The following is a 14579-nucleotide window of genomic DNA, read 5'->3' as shown; positions in this document are numbered from 1 at the left end:
GGCGGGCGCGGGGGTGGAGAGGGTGGGGATGAGCGACGAGGTCACGATCGAGCGGCTGGGCGCGCAGGGCGACGGGGTGACCGAAGGGGGCGCCCTGTTCGTGCCCTTCGCCCTGCCGGGCGAGCGGGTGCGGGTCATCCGCCACGGCACGCGCGCCCGCGTGGCCGAGGTGATCGCGGCCTCGCCCGAGCGCATCGCGCCCGTCTGCCGCCATTTTGGCACCTGCGGGGGCTGCGTGTTGCAGCATGCCGCGGATGGCTTGGTGGCGGGGTGGAAGCGCGGGCTCGTCGCCTCGGCGCTGGCCGCGCGGGGGATCGCGGGGGTCGAGGTGCGCGAGACCCTGACCTCGCCGCCCGCGAGCCGCAGGCGGATCACGCTGGCCGCGCGGCGGCTCAGAAAGGGCGCGATGATCGGCTTCCACGAGGGGCAGAGCGAGACGATCGTCCCGGTCACCGAATGCCCGGTCGCGGACCCCTCGCTCGTGGCGGCGATCCCACGGCTGGTGGAGCTGGTCGAGCGCGCGGCGAGCCGAAAGGGCGAGGTGCGGATCGTGCTGACCGCCTCGGATGAGGGGGTGGACGCCGCGCTCGAAGGGGTGAAGGCGCTCGACGGGCCGGGGCGGGCGCTGCTGGCGGGGGTGGCTGCGCGGGCGGGGCTCGCGCGCCTGTCGGTCGCGGGTGAGCCCGTGGTTACGCTGAAGGAGCCCGCGCAGCCGATGGGCCGCGCTCGCGTCGTGCCGCCGCCGGGCGGTTTCCTGCAGGCGACGCGCGAGGGCGAGGCGGCGCTGGCTGCGGCGGTGGCGGAGGCCGTGGGCAGCGCGGGCCGCGTGGCGGACCTGTTCGCCGGCTGCGGGACCTTCGCGCTGCGGCTGGCCGAGCGGGCCGAGGTTCATGCGGTCGAGGGGGAGGCCGCGGCGCTGGCCGCGCTCGATACGGCCTGGCGCGCCGCGCCGGGCCTGCGGCGCGTGACCTGCGAGCGGCGCAACCTGTTCCACAGGCCGATGAGGGCAGCCGAGCTTGCGCGGTTCGAGGCGCTGGTCATCGACCCGCCGCGGGCGGGGGCCAAGGCGCAGGCCGAGGAAATCGCGGCTTCGGCCGTGCCGCGGCTGGCGATGGTGAGCTGCAACCCCGCAACCTTCGCGCGCGACGTGCGGATCCTGATCGATGGCGGCTATCACATCGACTGGGTGCAGCCGGTCGACCAGTTCCGCTGGTCGAGCCACCTTGAACTGGTCGCGGCGATGTCGCGGGGGTGAGGGAGCCCCCGCGAGGCCCCGGCCCGGGGCCGGGGCAGCGAGGGTGAGGGGGCCGTGCAGCGAGGATGGCGGGGGGCGAACGATCTCTCTGTCCCGGGCTTGATCCGGGACGCCGAGCGATTGGCCCCGTCATGCCGTGACCCCGGATCAAGCTTGGGAAACCGCTGCATCGGGCGGGGGCGTGGGGCGCAGGCGCAGGCCATCACTCGGCGGCGGCGATCCGCTCGGTGGTGGCGGCGAAAAGCTCGCGGGTGTAGCTGGCCTTCATGTCGTGGCGGGCGAGCTGGGCATGGTCGAGGTTCTCGACGGCGCGGCCCTCCTTCATCACCGTGAGGCGGTCGCACATGTGGTCGATCACCGCGAGGTCGTGGCTGACCATCAGGAATGTGAGCCCGCGCTCGGCCCTCAGCCGCGAGAGCAGGTTGAGCGCCTCGGCCTGCACCGAGGCGTCGAGCGCCGAGGTGGGCTCGTCGAGCAGCAGGATCTCGGGCTCGAGCATCAGCGCACGGGCGATGGCGACGCGCTGGCGCTGCCCGCCCGAGAGCTGGTGCGGGAAGCGGAAGCGGAAGGCCGCGTCGAGCCCGACATCGGCCAGCGCCTGCACGATGCGCCGCCCGCGTTCTGCCCCGCGCGCGAGCCCGTGTATTGCCAGAGGCTCGCCCAGCGTGCGGTCGACGGTATGGCGCGGGTGGAGCGAGGCATAGGGGTCCTGGAATACCATCTGCACCCGGCGGGCAAAGCCGCGGTCGCGGCGCGGGGCAAGGGCGCGCCCGTCGATGCGGATCGCGCCGCCGGTCACCGGGGCCATGCCGCAGATCGCCCGCAGGATGGTGGACTTGCCCGAGCCCGACTCGCCCACGAGCCCATACGACTCGCGCACCTCGACGGCGAGGCTCACGCCGCGCACGGCGTGGACCGGGCGGCCCTTGGCCTCGAAGGTGACGTGGAGGTCGTCGATCTCGATCAGCGCCATCGGCTCACTCCGACCAGGCAGCGTCGCGCGCGAGCGTGGGCAGGGGGCCGCGTGCTCCGCCGATTTTTGGCAGGCAGCCGAGCAGGCCCTGGGTGTAGGGGTGGGTGGCCTGCGACAGGCGCTGGGCCTCGATCTCCTCGACGATGCGGCCGCGATACATCACCAGCACCCGGTCGCAGAAGCGCGCCACCAGGTTGAGGTCGTGGCTGATGAACATCAGCCCCATGCCGCGCTCGCGCACCAGGGCATCGAGGATGCGCAAGACTTCCGCCTGCACGGTGACGTCGAGCGCCGAGGTCGGCTCGTCGGCGATCAGCAGGTCCGGCTCGGGGATCAGCATCATAGCGATCATGACGCGCTGGCCCATGCCGCCCGAAAGTTCGTGCGGGTATGCGTCGAGCACGCGCTCGGGGTCGCGGATCTGCACGGCCTCGAGCGCCTCGAGCGCCTTCGCGCGCGCCTCGCGGGCCGACATGCCGTCGCGCAGGCGCAGGCCTTCGGTCAGCTGCGCGCCCACCCGCATCACCGGGTTGAGCGAGAACTTGGGGTCCTGCATCACCATGGCGATGCGCCGGCCGCGGAGCGCGCGCATCTCGCGCTCGGAGATGCGCATCAGGTCCACGCCGCCGAACGCCATGCGGTCGGCCTCGATCCGCCCCGGCGGGCGGATCAGGCGCAGGACCGAGCGGCCGGTCATGGTCTTTCCCGAGCCGGACTCGCCCACGATGCCGAGCCGCTCGCGGTCGAGGCGGAACGAGACGCCGCGCACGGCCTCGACCGGCCCGGCCTCGGTCGCGAAGGTCACGCGGAGGTTCTCGACCTCGAGGAGGCTCATCTCGTGGCGCTCCGCGGGTCCAGCACGTCGCGTAGGCCGTCGCCCAGCAGGTTGAAGCCGAGCGAGACGATGAAGATCGCAAGCCCCGGCATGGTGGCGACCCACCACTGCTCGAACAGGAACTTGCGGCCCGAGGCGATCATAAGCCCCCATTCCGGCAGCGGCGGCTGCGCGCCGAGGCCGAGGAAGCCGAGCCCCGCCGCGGTGAGGATGATCCCCGCCATGTCCAGCGTCACGCGGATGATGACCGAGGGCACGCACATCGGCATCACATGGCCCACCACGATCCGTCCCGCCCCCGCCCCCTGGAGGCGGACGGCCGCGATGAAGTCGGCGCCGCGCACGGTCAGCGTCTCGGCCCGGGCGACGCGGGCATAGGGCGGCCAGGCGGTCAGCGCGATGGCGAGCACCGCGTTCTCGATGCCGGGCCCCAGGGCCGCGACGAAGGCCAGCGCGAGGATGAGGCGAGGGAAGGCGAGGAAGATGTCGGTGAGCCGCATCAGCGCGGTATCGACGATGCCGCCGAAATAGCCCGAGACCGTGCCGATGATCAGCCCGACCACCGGCGCCGTCACCGTCACCAGCGCGACGATGTAGAGCGTGATCCGCGCGCCGTGCACCAGCCGGCTCCAGATGTCGCGGCCGAACTCGTCGGTGCCGAGCCAGTGGCCGGGCGAGAGCGGCGGCTGCAGGCGCCCGGCGAGGTTCTGGGCGTAGGGGTCGTGCGTCGCGATCCAGGGCGCGAGCGCCGCCGCCGCGAGCAGCGCGACGATGATGAGAAGCCCGATCAGCGCGAGCGGGTTGCGCGCGAGCCTGAGCCAGCCGAGCCAGAGCTGCCCCGCCCGCGCCTGCATCGGCGAGCGCGGCGCAGGGTCGATGAGCCAGGCGCGCAGCCCGCTCATGCCCGCGCCCTCGGGTCGATGAGCCGGTAGAGCACGTCCGAGAGCATGTTGAGCAGGATGAACACCGTGCCCACCACGATCGTGCCGCCCATCACCGCCGCCATGTCGGCCGAGAACAGCGCATGCGTGATGTAGAGGCCGAGGCCCGGCCAGGCGAACACCGTCTCGGTCAGCACCGAGCCTTCGAGCAGGTTCGCATAGGACAGCGCGATCACCGTTATCAACGGCACCATGACGTTCCTCAGCGCGTGCACCCAGACCACGCGCCATTCCGGCATGCCCTTGACGCGGGCCGTGGTGATGTATTCCTGCCCGAGCTGGTCGATCATGAAGCTGCGTGTCATCCGGCTGATATAGGCCATCGAGTAGTAGCCGAGCACGCCCGCCGGCAGCAGGATGTGCGACAGCGCGTTGGCGAAGATCTCCCACTGACCGGCCAGGGCGGTGTCGATCAGGATCATGCCCGTGCGCGCCGGCACATCGAGCTCGTACATGAACTCGTAACTGGTATCGAGGCGCCCTGGCCCGCCGACCCAGCCGAGCTCGCCGTAGAACACCAGAAGGCCCATCAGGCCCAGCCAGAACACCGGCATGGAATAGCCCATGAGGCCGATGAGCCGCACGAGCTGGTCAGCGAGGCTGCCCGGCCGGGTGGCCGCGATGACACCCGCGGGGATGCCGAAGAGAACGCCGAAGATCGTCGCGATGGTCGCAAGCTCGAGCGTCGCCGGAAAGACCCGCGCGACGTCCTCGAGCACCGGCTTCGCGGTCACGAGGGACTTGCCGAAATCCCCGCTCAGCGCGTCGCGGACATAGAGCCCGAACTGCACCCAGAGAGGCTGGTTCAGGCCCATCGCCTCGCGCGCGGCCTCGTATTGCTCGGCGGTCGCGCGCTCCCCAAGGACCGCGAGCACCGGGTCGATCGGGATGACGCGCCCGATCACGAAGGTGATGGCGAGAAGCCCGAGAAAGGTGGCCGCGAGGGTGAGCGCGAGCCCCGCCACCCGCTTCGCAAGGCGAAGGGCGGGCGCCGAGCCGTTGCGGCGGGGGAGGGATGCGGTGTCGGTCATCGGTGGAACGGGCGGCCGGGAATGCCGGCCGCCCGCATGTCCGTCACTTCGTCACGGTCCAGTAGAACGCCGAGTGGATCGAGCCGCCGCCCGAGAAACCCTCGACATTCTTGCGCATCGCCACCGGCTCGATGCGCTGGAACATCTCGGCGAAGGGCGCCGCGCGCTGGTGGATGCGCTGGATCTCGATATACATGCTCGCGCGCTTGTCGGCGTCCTTCTCGAGCACCGCGGCGTTGGTTAGGTCGTTGACCTCGGCCGCCGGCCAGGCGTTGCGCCAGGCCAGCACGCCGGTGAGCTTCGCCTCGTCCGAGTTGTCCGGGTTGCGGGCGAAGGTGTCGGCGTTGGTGTGCGGGTCGGGGTAGTCCGGCCCCCAGGCCTCGAGCACGAGCTGGTGCGTGCGGGCGCGGTAGTCGCCCAGCACTTCCTTGCCGGTGCCGGTCTTGAACTCGAGCGTGATGCCCGCCTGCGCAAAGGTGTTCTGCATCGACTGCGCCATCTCGAGGCGCTCCTGATCGTTGCGGACGTGCAGCGTGAACTTCAGGTCCGTGACGCCCGATTCCGCGATCAGCCCCTTGGCCTTCTCGATGTCGAGCGAGTAGGGCGTCTCCTCCAGCGCGCCCAGGAAGCCGCGCGGCAGGAAGGCCTGGTGGACCATGTAGCTGCCCTTGAGGAAGCTGTCGGCCATGCCCTGATAGTCGATCAGGTACTTCATCGCCTCGACCAGCTTGGGATTGGCGAGACGCGGGTCCTTCTGGTTCGCGGCGAGGTAGAAGATCCGCCCGCGCTGCTCGTTCGAGATGCGGATGGCGTCGTTCGACGAGACACCCTCGACATCGGTGGGGGTCAGCTTGCGGGCGATGTCGATGTCGCCCTTCTCCAGCAGCAGGCGCTGGGTGGCGGGCTCGGCGACATGGCGCACGAACACCCGGCGAAGCGCGGGCTCGCCCCGCCAGTAGCCGGGCACGGCCTCGAGCACGTAGCTCTCGGACGGCTTGTAGGAGCGCAGCGCGTAGGCGCCCGAGCCGGCGGTGTTGGTCTTGAGCCATTCATAGCCCAGATCGCCATTGGCCTCGTTCGCCAGCGCCGTCTCCTTGTCGACGACCGACGAGACCACCGCCGTAAGGCAGTTGTAGAAGAACGAGGGCGCATAGGGCTTGTCGGTGACGATGGTCAGCGTGTCGCCCGAGGCGGTCACCAGGCCGTCCACGTTCTCGGGCGTGAAGCCGAACTGCGTCAGGATAAAGGCCGGGGTCTTGTTCAGCTTTACCGCGCGCTGGATCGACCAGGCGGCGTCCTCGGCCCGGATCGGGTTGCCGGAGTGGAACTTGAGCCCCGACTTGATCTTGAACGTGTAGGTCACGCCGTCATCGGCCAGCGACCAGCTCTCGGCGATGCCGGGCACCAGCGGGCCGAGGTTCCGCGGATCGAGCTCGACCAGCGTGTCATAAGCATTGTTCAAGAGGTCGTTGCCCGAGAACTCGAAGCTCTCGGCCGGATCGAGCGATACGATGTCGTCGATCTTGTCGGCAATGACGAGCGTGTCGGCCGGCGTCTCGGCGCGGCCCGCGACGGGCGACAGCGCAAGAACAGCCGAAAGCACGCCGAGCGCCGCCGATCTGGCCATCCGCGATGGCAGGGTGATCAGCATGACGGTCTCCCTGTGTTTTGTGTCTGGTTGAAGCGTCCGCGAACGCGGCGCGACCATGACACTGACGCCACGCAGCCCGGAATGTCCAGCCGCATTCGGGTGCTGCGTCGGCGGGTCGACATGTGACGTCACGTCAACAGCGCTCTGACCGGCTTGTCGCGCGGCGGGTGGCCGGTATGCTGGGCGGGGAGCGGAAACCGGAGGGAGAGGCGTGCGCCATTCGCTGACCGCCATGATCGCGGTGGCGTCCGTGGCCCTGGTCTCCGTGCCCGCGGCGGCGGTCGAGGGGATCCCGCCGGACATCGTGGGCGAATGGGACTGTGGCGCCTCGCGGCTGGTGGTCACCCGCCTCGGCAGCATCGAGCTGATGGCGCCGGGGAGCTACCGCGCGGGCCTTCTGGAGATGCGGGGCGGGGTGCTCGCCGTGAGCTGGGACCGGGGCGGCACGGCCGCTCCCGACTTCCTGCGCCGGGGCGAGACGCTCGAGGTCCGCGGCCTCGGCGCGCCGTTCGCGTGCCGAGCGCGCCGCTGAGGCGGGCGGGCCCAGCGACCGGCTTGTCTTTCGCCGCCGCAGCGGTCAGACAGAAGGACCAATGCGGGCGCGGGGCGACTAGCCGCGCGATCACGGATGTCGGGGACGGGGATGCGAGCGCAGGTCGGCATCATCGGCGGCGGGCCTTCGGGGCTTTTGCTTGCGCAGCTTCTGGACCGCGCGGGGATCTCCAGCGTGGTGCTTGAGCGGCGCACGCGCGAGCACGTGCTGGGCCGCATCCGCGCGGGGGTGCTCGAGCAGGGCGCCGTCGCGCTGCTGCGAGAGGCGGGGGTGGCCGAGCGGCTCGACCGCGAGGCCGAGGTCCATGGCGGCGTCGCCATCGCACATGGCGACCGGCTCCACCGCATCGACCTCGCGGCGCTCGCGGGCCATGGCGTCACGCTCTACGGCCAGACCGAGGTGACGCGCGACCTTTATGACGCGCGCGGCGCGATGGGCGGGGCCGTGATCCACGAGGCCGAGGACGTGGCGATCCACGGCGCGGACACGGACGCACCGTGGCTGACGTGGCGCGAGGGGGGCGAGGCGCGGCGGCTCGATTGCGACTTCATCGCCGGCTGCGACGGCTTCCACGGGGTCTCGCGCCGCTCGATCCCCGCGGCGCGGCTGGCTGAGTTCGAGCGGGTCTACCCGTTCGGGTGGCTGGGCGTGCTGTCGCGCACGCCGCCGGCGGCCGAGGAGCTGATCTATGCCCGCCATGTCGAGGGCTTCGCGCTCTGCTCGATGCGCTCGCGCAGCCTCAGCCGGTATTACGTGCAGGTACCGCTGAGCGACCGGGTCGCGGACTGGCCGGACGAGCGCTTCTGGGAGGTGCTGTCCCGCCACCTGCCGCCCGAGGTTGCGGCGGCCCTGGTCACCGGCCCCTCGATCGAGAAGTCCATCGCGCCGCTGCGCTCCTATGTGGCCGAGCCGATGCGCTGGGGGCGGCTGTTCCTCGCGGGCGATGCCGCGCATATCGTGCCGCCCACCGGGGCGAAGGGGCTGAACCTCGCGGCCTCGGACATCCGTTACCTCTCGGACGCGCTGATCGGCTTCTACCGTGGCGGCGACGAGGTGGGTCTGGCAGCGTATTCCGACCGTGCGCTCGCGCGCGTCTGGAAGGCCGAGCGGTTCTCGTGGTGGATGACATCGCTCTTGCACCGCTTCCCCGAGACGGGCGCCTTCGGCGCGCGGATGCAGGAGGCCGAGCTCGACTACCTGTTCGCCTCGCGCGCGGCGCAGACCGTGCTGGCCGAGAATTACGTGGGGCTGCCATATTGAGCCCCGCGCAACCCCCCGCTCCGCGCGGCAGACGCGGACGGGCATCCAACGGGAGGACCGGATGAAAGCCCATCTCACCCTCGGCGCCGCGCTGGTCGGCGCGCTCATGGCCCTGCCTGCGGCGGCGCAGGAGGTCACGCTCACGGTGCAGCACTTCCTCGGCCCCAAGGCGCCCGCGCAGACGCGGCTGATCGAGCCCTGGGCGCAGCGGATCGAGGAGGCGTCCCAGGGCCGCATCAAGGTCGAGATCTTTCCCGCCATGTCGATGGGGGGCAAGCCGCCCGAGCTCTACCGCCAGGTGCGTGACGGCGTGGTGGACGTGGTCTGGACCCTGCCGGGCTACACGCCGGGCGTGTTCCCGCGCGTCGAGGTGTTCGAGCTGCCGGGCATCCACCAGGGCTCGGCGAAGCAGACAACGCTGGCGATCCAGGACATGATGCCGACGCTGGCGCCCGACTTCGCGGATGTCCATCCGCTGCTGGTGCACAGCCATGCCGGCAACGCGCTGCACATGGTCGACGGGCCGATCGCATCGGCCGCGGATCTCGCCGGCAAGAAGCTGCGCACGCCCTCGCGCACGGGGGCTTGGATGATCGAGGCCTGGGGCGCCGAGCCCGTCGGCATGCCGGTGCCCGAACTGCCGCAGGCGCTGTCGAAAAAGGTGGTCGACGGCGCGCTGGTGCCCTTCGAGATCGTGCCGCCGCTCAAGCTGCACGAGCTGACGGCCGCCTCGGTCGAGGGGCCGGGGGGCCTGCGCTTCGGTGCCGCGGTGTTCCTGTTCGCCATGAACAAGGCGCGTTACGAGGGGCTGCCCGAGGATCTGCGCGCCATTATCGACGCCAACTCCGGCGCCAACCTCGCGGCCGAGATCGGCGCAGTCTGGGACGAGGTCGAGGCGCCGGGCAAGGCGCTGCAGGCGGGCTCGCCCGGCGGTCAGGTGGTCGAGTTGGACGGCGCCGCCTACGAGGAGCTGATCACGAAGGCCGCGAGCGTCACCGACCGCTGGGTGGCCGAGATCACCGCGCAGGGCATCGACGGGCAGGCGCTGGTCGACGAGGCCCGCCGCGCCATGGCCGCGCATGGGAACTGAGGCGTGAGCGCATCCGGCGCGGGCGCCGCGCCGCGCGGGGTAGTCGGGCTCGTCACGCGTCTCGCGGCCGCCTGGGCGGTCGCTGGGGGTGTGGTGCTGGCGCTGATCGTGCTGGTCACGACCGCCAACATCGCGCTCTTCGCCGCCCACCGGGTGGCCCTGCTCTGGGGCGGCAGCGTCGCGGGACTGCCGGGCTACGAGGACTTCGTGCGCCTCGCGGTATCGGCGGCGGCCCTGATGCTGCTGCCGTGGTGCCAGGCGCGGCGGGGCCATGTCGCCGTTGATCTGTTCGTGTCCGCCCTGCCGGGCGCGGCGCGGCGTGGTCTCGACCGGCTGTGGCTGGGCTGCATGGCGGGGCTTGCGCTGTTCCTTGCGGTCATGATGGTGGACGGCATGGCCGAGACGCGCGCGGACGGGGTGCTCTCGCCGATCCTAGGCTGGCCGGAATGGCCGTTCTACCTGCCGGGGCTGGTCTCGCTCGGCCTCTGGGCGCTGGTCGCGGCCGTGCAGGCGGTGCTGGCCCCCGGAGGCGAGGCATGAACGATCCGCACCTGATCGGCGTCCTCGGGCTCGGGGCGCTGTTCCTGCTGCTCGCGCTCAGGATGCCGGTGGGCCTCGCCATGGTGGCGGTGGGCATCGGCGGCAATTACGCGCTGTCGCTGGAGTTGCCATATCTGCGCTTCGAGCCGTATCTGCTGCAGTTCAAGACGCTGCTCTGGCAGAACGTGGCGAATTACGATCTGTCGGTCGTGCCGCTGTTCGTGCTGATGGGGCTGCTGGCGGCGAAGGCCGATCTCTCGGGCGATCTGTTCCGCGGCATGAGCGCGGCGCTGGGCCGGGTGCGCGGCGGTGTCGCGATGGCGGCGGTTGGGGCCTGCGCGGGCTTCGGCGCGGTCTGTGGCTCGTCGCTGGCCACCGCCTCGACCATGGGGCGGGTGGCGCTGCCGGAACTCGCGGCGCTCGGCTACAGCCCGCGGCTCGCGACGGGAACGCTGGCGGCGGGGGGGACGCTGGGCATCCTGATCCCGCCCTCGGTGGCGCTGGTGATCTACGCCATCATCGTCGAGGCCTCGATCATCGAGATGTTCCGCGCGGCGCTGGTCCCGGGCCTGATCGCGGTCGCGGGGTTCGTGGGGGTGATCTGGCTGAGGGTCCGGCTCTCGCCAGGCCTCGCGCCGCTGCCGCCCGAGCTGGGCCGCGCCGAGCGCGCCCGCGCCTACCGCCGCCTCGTGCCGGTCGTGCTGATCTTCGGCACCATCATCCTGGGGCTCGGCGCGGGGCTGTTCACGCCCACGCCCGCGGCGGCCTTCGGCGTCTTCGTGATCGCGGCCTACGCGATGCTTCGGCCGGGCGACGGGCGGTTGGGCCTTGGCGGCGCCGCCGAGGCGCTGCGCGAGACTGCGGTGACCGCCGGCATGATCACCTTCATCCTGTTCGGTGCCGAGGTGCTGAAGGGCTTCTTCACCCGCGCCGGCCTGCCCGCGGCGCTGGCCGAGTGGGCGGGGACCTCCGGGCTCGACCCGATGACGGTGCTGGTGGTGATGCTGCTGGCGCTGATCGTGCTCGGCTGCTTCATGGAGAGCCTGGCGATGATCCTGGTCGTCGTGCCGTTCTTCTGGCCCGCGCTGGTCGAGCTGAACGGCGGCGACTATGCCACCGCCGCGAGCGCGGCCTTCAGGATGGACGCGGCCGAACTCAAGGTCTGGTTCGGCATCCTCGCGCTGATCGTGGTCGAGCTGGGCCTGATCACGCCGCCGGTGGGGCTCAACGTGTTCATCATCTCGCAGCTCTCCGGGGGCGTCGCGATGCGCGAGACCTTCCTGGGCGTGCTGCCCTTCTTCGCGGCGGAACTGGTGCGAGTGGCGCTGATCCTTGCCGCGCCCGGGGTGGTGCTGGCGCTGCCGAGGTTGCTGGCCTAGCCGAGGATGCGGGCGATCATGTAGACGCCGACCACCAGAAGCGCCACGAAGAACACGCGCCGGAACAGCGACTCGGAAATGCGGTGCCGCACCCGCTGGCCGATCCACATGCCCGCGAAGGCCGGCAGGATCGCCGCCGCCGACACCGCCGCCTGTTCGGGCGAGAGCAGGTCGTGGCTGCCCATCGCCAGCCCCATGGTGGCGCCGATGGTGAGGAAGGTGAGCCCCAGCGCCTGCACGAAGGCGTCGCGCCCCAGCCCCAGCGTCTGAAGATAGAGGATGCCGGGCACGATGAAGATGCCCGTCATGCCGAACATGAGGCCGCCCGTGCCGCCCGCGAGCGGCGACAGCCAGACCTCGCGCCGTCCGGGTGGCGGTAGCTGCGGCGTCAGCAGCGCGAAGGCCGAATAGGTGGCGAGCATGGCGCCCAGCAGCGCCTCGAGCATGTCGGTATCTGCCTCGGCCAGCACGCTCACGCCCAGCCAGATGCCCGCGACCGCGGCGCCAAGGAACGGCCAGAGCCGCGCGACCAGGTCGCGCAGCATCGGCCCCGCCAGCGCCTGCCAGATATTGGCCGCGACCGCGGGAAACACCAGCACCGCGAGGGTGGCCTTCAGCCCGATCATCGGTGCGAGGATCGCCAGCACCACCACCGGCATGCCGAGGCCGATCGCCCCCTTGACCATGCCGCCGAGCAGGAAGCCCGCGCCCACCGCCACGATCGTCGCCGCGCTGTCCATGCCGTCAGACCGCCACTGGCTGCGGCCGCGCTGAGGCCCCGCCGCGACCGGCCATCATGAGCCACAGCGCAATGCCGAGATTGAGCAGGTTCCAGGCGATGCCGTTGAGGAAGGCCGCTGCATAGCTGCCGGTGAGGTCGTGGATCTCGCCCGACATCCAGCCTCCCAGCGCCATGCCCAGAACGGTCGACATCAGCACGATGCTGACGCGGCTGCCGGCCTCGCGGGCCGGGAAATGGTCGCGCACGATCAGCGCATAGCTCGGCACGATGCCTCCCTGGCTGAGGCCGAACAGCGCCGCGACGAGGTACAGCGAGACGAGCCCGTCGAACGGGAGGAAGAACACCAGTGCCACGGCCTGCAGGGCCGAACCCAGGATCAGCGTCCCCAGGCCACCGATCCGGTCGGCGATGAAGCCCGAGGCGAGGCGGCTCGCGATGCCCAGCCCCAGCATCATCGACAGCATTTCGGCCCCCACCGCGGGGCCGTAGCCCAGGTCTACGCAATAGGCGACCAGGTGCACCTGCGGCATCGACATGGCGACGCAGCAGGCCACGCCCGCCAGCGCGAGCAGGGCCTGCAGTCTCCCCGGCGCCATCACCGAGCGCCGCGTCCCGCCCGACGCCCTGCGCGCGGGTAGGGGCGTGTCGTCGAGCACCGGGCGCTCGCGCATCATCAGCGACAGCGGCAGCAGCGTGACGAGGCAGAAAAGGCCCACGCCCATATGCGCCGCGCGCCAGCCCCAGGCCTCGGTCGCCCACTGGATCACCGGCGGCCAGATCGCTCCCGCCGCATAGCTGCCCGAGGCGGCAATCGCCACTGCGATGCCGCGCCGGCGCCGGAACCAGTGCGAGACATCCGCGACCAGCGGCCCGAAACTGGGCGAGCTGCCCAGCATCCCGATCAGCAGCGCCTGCGCCAGCAGGAACTGCCAGTAGCTCTGCGACAGCCCCGCCGCGACATAGCCTGCGCCCAGCATCACCGCGCCCAGGCCAAGTGGCACCGCGATGCCGAAACGGTCGGCAACCCGGCCCATCACCACGCCGCCCGCCGCGAAGCCGATCAGCGTGGCGGTGAAGGGCAGCGAGGCGCCGCCGCGGTCGACGCCGAACTCGGCCTGGATGGTCGGCAGCACCACGACGGTGGACCACAGCCCCACGCCGCCTATTGCCGCCATGAGGAACGACAGCGCGAGCCGCCGCCACGAGCGGGCACTGTCGGGCAGGGCGGGAGGCGCGGCGGCGCTCGCGGGCATGGGGGATTCCGTGGTCGTGACCGCACCACCGATATCCGCCGCGCCCGCCCCCCGCAAGGGGCGCGCGCGCAAGACCGCCATGCACGGACTGGCGTTAACCCTTTGTTTGTTATGGGCCGCTAGTGTGGCTGCGTGGCGGGGGACCGGGCGGCAGCGACCGCCCTCTCCCCGCGGCCGCCGGAGCGCGACGGTGCCTCTGGCTGCGGCCCGTTCGCTCCGCTCCCGACAATCAACAACATCAAGAAACGATGGCTCCGGCCGGGCGCGCGATGCCGCTTTCGGCATCGCTCCCGCCCCGGCGGCGCCGGAAGGGGGCAAGCATGACAGCCGATACTGCGGGAAAGGCGGCGGTCCGCGAGGCGTGGACGACGCTGCGCAAGCTGAAGGACCAGTGGGTGATGATCGTGTTCCTGACCGGGGCGCTCGTCTGGGCGCGCGACAACTGGGAGCGGCTGGCGGCCCTGCCTGTGGCGATCGACGGGATCGCGGCGGGGGTCGAGGCGCTCTCGGGCCGTCTCGCGGCGGTCGAGGCGCATGCGGCCGGGGGCGCGGCGCCCGCTGGCGGGCAGGTTCGGGCGGGTTCCGTCCTCGCCTTCCCCGGCGAGCGGCACCGCGCCAGTGATGCCCGGCCGGGAGGATGGAGCGAGGTCCGCCTCGACCCCGTCCGCCCGACCGGGCGGAACTGCGCGCCGGTCGATCTCGACGCCTTCGTCGTCGATGCGGCCGGGCGCTGGTTCCAGGCCGAGGCGACGATCGGGGCTCCGCCAGTGCTCGATCCCGAGGGCGATCTGGCCTTCGGCGTTCGGGTGCCGGCGGAGGTGCCGGCGGGCCGGGCCGCGATCGCGGTGAGCTTCGTCCATGACTGCGGCGAGACGCTGGCGGTCGACGCGGCGCCGCGGCTGCCGATCCGAGTCCTCGGCGACTGAGGTCCGTCCGATCCCGCATCCTGGCGGACCGGCCGCGCGCCGGTCCGCCATTTTCCTTCCATCCGCACTCCCGCGCGCCGCCACCCTCGGACCTGTCGCCGCGCCTTGCCCGCGGTGCCCGAGGCGTCGAGCCGGCGCGCAAGACGAAGC

Annotated in this window: 14 protein-coding genes; 7 read left to right on the top strand and 7 right to left on the bottom strand. The window is 71.5% G+C overall.

The genetic code is table 11. The features are described 5' to 3' along the window. Positions 1 to 28 precede the first annotated feature (28 nt). Complete coding sequence (locus M1105_RS08325; protein WP_249579882.1) at positions 29 to 1255, top strand: class I SAM-dependent RNA methyltransferase; 1227 nt, start codon at positions 29 to 31, stop codon at positions 1253 to 1255. A 202-nt stretch (positions 1256 to 1457) separates the two neighbouring features. Here the strand turns inward: M1105_RS08325 and M1105_RS08320 are convergent, their stop codons facing one another. The 5 genes from M1105_RS08320 to M1105_RS08300 are packed head-to-tail and all read right to left on the bottom strand — an operon-like array spanning position 1458 to position 6686. Further along, positions 1458 to 2228, bottom strand: a complete 771-nt coding sequence (locus M1105_RS08320; protein WP_249579881.1) for an ABC transporter ATP-binding protein — start codon at positions 2226 to 2228, stop codon at positions 1458 to 1460. Between the two features lie 4 nt (positions 2229 to 2232). Continuing rightward, a complete protein-coding gene (locus M1105_RS08315; RefSeq protein ID WP_249579880.1) occupies positions 2233 to 3063 on the bottom strand; it encodes an ABC transporter ATP-binding protein in 831 nt (276 codons plus the stop codon). Next, positions 3060 to 3965 carry an ABC transporter permease gene (locus M1105_RS08310; RefSeq protein ID WP_249579879.1) on the bottom strand — a complete coding sequence of 302 codons (906 nt, stop codon included), beginning with the start codon at positions 3963 to 3965 and terminating at the stop codon, positions 3060 to 3062. Before M1105_RS08310 ends, M1105_RS08315 begins: the two co-directional genes overlap by 4 nt. Then, positions 3962 to 5035, bottom strand: a complete 1074-nt coding sequence (locus M1105_RS08305; protein ID WP_249579878.1) for an ABC transporter permease — start codon at positions 5033 to 5035, stop codon at positions 3962 to 3964. Before M1105_RS08305 ends, M1105_RS08310 begins: the two co-directional genes overlap by 4 nt. A gap of 43 nt (positions 5036 to 5078) precedes the next feature. After that, positions 5079 to 6686: an ABC transporter substrate-binding protein gene (locus tag M1105_RS08300; RefSeq protein WP_249579877.1), complete on the bottom strand. Its 1608-nt coding sequence runs from the start codon at positions 6684 to 6686 to the stop codon at positions 5079 to 5081. A 211-nt stretch (positions 6687 to 6897) separates the two neighbouring features. Between M1105_RS08300 and M1105_RS08295 the strand changes: the two genes are divergently transcribed. From M1105_RS08295 to M1105_RS08275, 5 genes are all read left to right on the top strand, one after another. Continuing rightward, a complete protein-coding gene (locus M1105_RS08295; RefSeq protein ID WP_249579876.1) occupies positions 6898 to 7218 on the top strand; it encodes a hypothetical protein in 321 nt (106 codons plus the stop codon). A gap of 111 nt (positions 7219 to 7329) precedes the next feature. Then, on the top strand, positions 7330 to 8499 hold the full coding sequence (gene pobA, locus M1105_RS08290) for a 4-hydroxybenzoate 3-monooxygenase (RefSeq protein ID WP_249579875.1): 1170 nt from the start codon (positions 7330 to 7332) through the stop codon (positions 8497 to 8499). 61 nt (positions 8500 to 8560) lie between these two features. Further along, on the top strand, positions 8561 to 9589 hold the full coding sequence (locus tag M1105_RS08285; RefSeq protein WP_249579874.1) for a TRAP transporter substrate-binding protein: 1029 nt from the start codon (positions 8561 to 8563) through the stop codon (positions 9587 to 9589). Positions 9590 to 9592: 3 nt separating this feature from the next. Beyond that, the gene (locus M1105_RS08280; protein WP_249579873.1) at positions 9593 to 10129 is read left to right on the top strand and encodes a TRAP transporter small permease; all 537 of its coding nucleotides are present in this window, start codon (positions 9593 to 9595) and stop codon (positions 10127 to 10129) included. Beyond that, positions 10126 to 11508: a TRAP transporter large permease gene (locus M1105_RS08275; RefSeq protein WP_249579872.1), complete on the top strand. Its 1383-nt coding sequence runs from the start codon at positions 10126 to 10128 to the stop codon at positions 11506 to 11508. The genes M1105_RS08280 and M1105_RS08275 overlap by 4 nt, the downstream gene beginning before the upstream one ends. Here the strand turns inward: M1105_RS08275 and M1105_RS08270 are convergent. Further along, complete coding sequence (locus tag M1105_RS08270) at positions 11505 to 12248, bottom strand: sulfite exporter TauE/SafE family protein (protein ID WP_249579871.1); 744 nt, start codon at positions 12246 to 12248, stop codon at positions 11505 to 11507. The two genes, M1105_RS08275 and M1105_RS08270, sit on opposite strands and share 4 nt — an antisense overlap. Before the next feature lie 4 nt (positions 12249 to 12252). Further along, positions 12253 to 13503, bottom strand: coding sequence for an MFS transporter (locus tag M1105_RS08265; protein WP_249579870.1), 1251 nt, complete (start codon positions 13501 to 13503; stop codon positions 12253 to 12255). A 320-nt stretch (positions 13504 to 13823) separates the two neighbouring features. Between M1105_RS08265 and M1105_RS08260 the strand changes: the two genes are divergently transcribed. Then, a complete protein-coding gene (locus M1105_RS08260; RefSeq protein WP_249579869.1) occupies positions 13824 to 14429 on the top strand; it encodes a hypothetical protein in 606 nt (201 codons plus the stop codon). The last annotated feature ends 150 nt before the right edge of the window (positions 14430 to 14579 follow it).

Origin of the sequence: Thermohalobaculum sediminis, assembly GCF_023487995.1 — a bacterium.
Classification (GTDB): domain Bacteria; phylum Pseudomonadota; class Alphaproteobacteria; order Rhodobacterales; family Rhodobacteraceae; genus Thermohalobaculum; species Thermohalobaculum sediminis.
Note: the sequence above shows the minus strand (reverse complement) of the source record. Positions and strands in the feature narration are given on the sequence as shown.

Coding starts and splice junctions, on each gene's coding strand:
- M1105_RS08325 (WP_249579882.1), top strand. CDS start 29: ATGAGCGACGAGGTCACGATCGAGCGGCTGGGCGCGCAGGGCGACGGG.
- M1105_RS08320 (WP_249579881.1), bottom strand. CDS start 2,228: ATGGCGCTGATCGAGATCGACGACCTCCACGTCACCTTCGAGGCCAAG.
- M1105_RS08315 (WP_249579880.1), bottom strand. CDS start 3,063: ATGAGCCTCCTCGAGGTCGAGAACCTCCGCGTGACCTTCGCGACCGAG.
- M1105_RS08310 (WP_249579879.1), bottom strand. CDS start 3,965: ATGAGCGGGCTGCGCGCCTGGCTCATCGACCCTGCGCCGCGCTCGCCG.
- M1105_RS08305 (WP_249579878.1), bottom strand. CDS start 5,035: ATGACCGACACCGCATCCCTCCCCCGCCGCAACGGCTCGGCGCCCGCC.
- M1105_RS08300 (WP_249579877.1), bottom strand. CDS start 6,686: ATGCTGATCACCCTGCCATCGCGGATGGCCAGATCGGCGGCGCTCGGC.
- pobA (WP_249579875.1), top strand. CDS start 7,330: ATGCGAGCGCAGGTCGGCATCATCGGCGGCGGGCCTTCGGGGCTTTTG.
- M1105_RS08285 (WP_249579874.1), top strand. CDS start 8,561: ATGAAAGCCCATCTCACCCTCGGCGCCGCGCTGGTCGGCGCGCTCATG.
- M1105_RS08275 (WP_249579872.1), top strand. CDS start 10,126: ATGAACGATCCGCACCTGATCGGCGTCCTCGGGCTCGGGGCGCTGTTC.
- M1105_RS08270 (WP_249579871.1), bottom strand. CDS start 12,248: ATGGACAGCGCGGCGACGATCGTGGCGGTGGGCGCGGGCTTCCTGCTC.
- M1105_RS08265 (WP_249579870.1), bottom strand. CDS start 13,503: ATGCCCGCGAGCGCCGCCGCGCCTCCCGCCCTGCCCGACAGTGCCCGC.
- M1105_RS08260 (WP_249579869.1), top strand. CDS start 13,824: ATGACAGCCGATACTGCGGGAAAGGCGGCGGTCCGCGAGGCGTGGACG.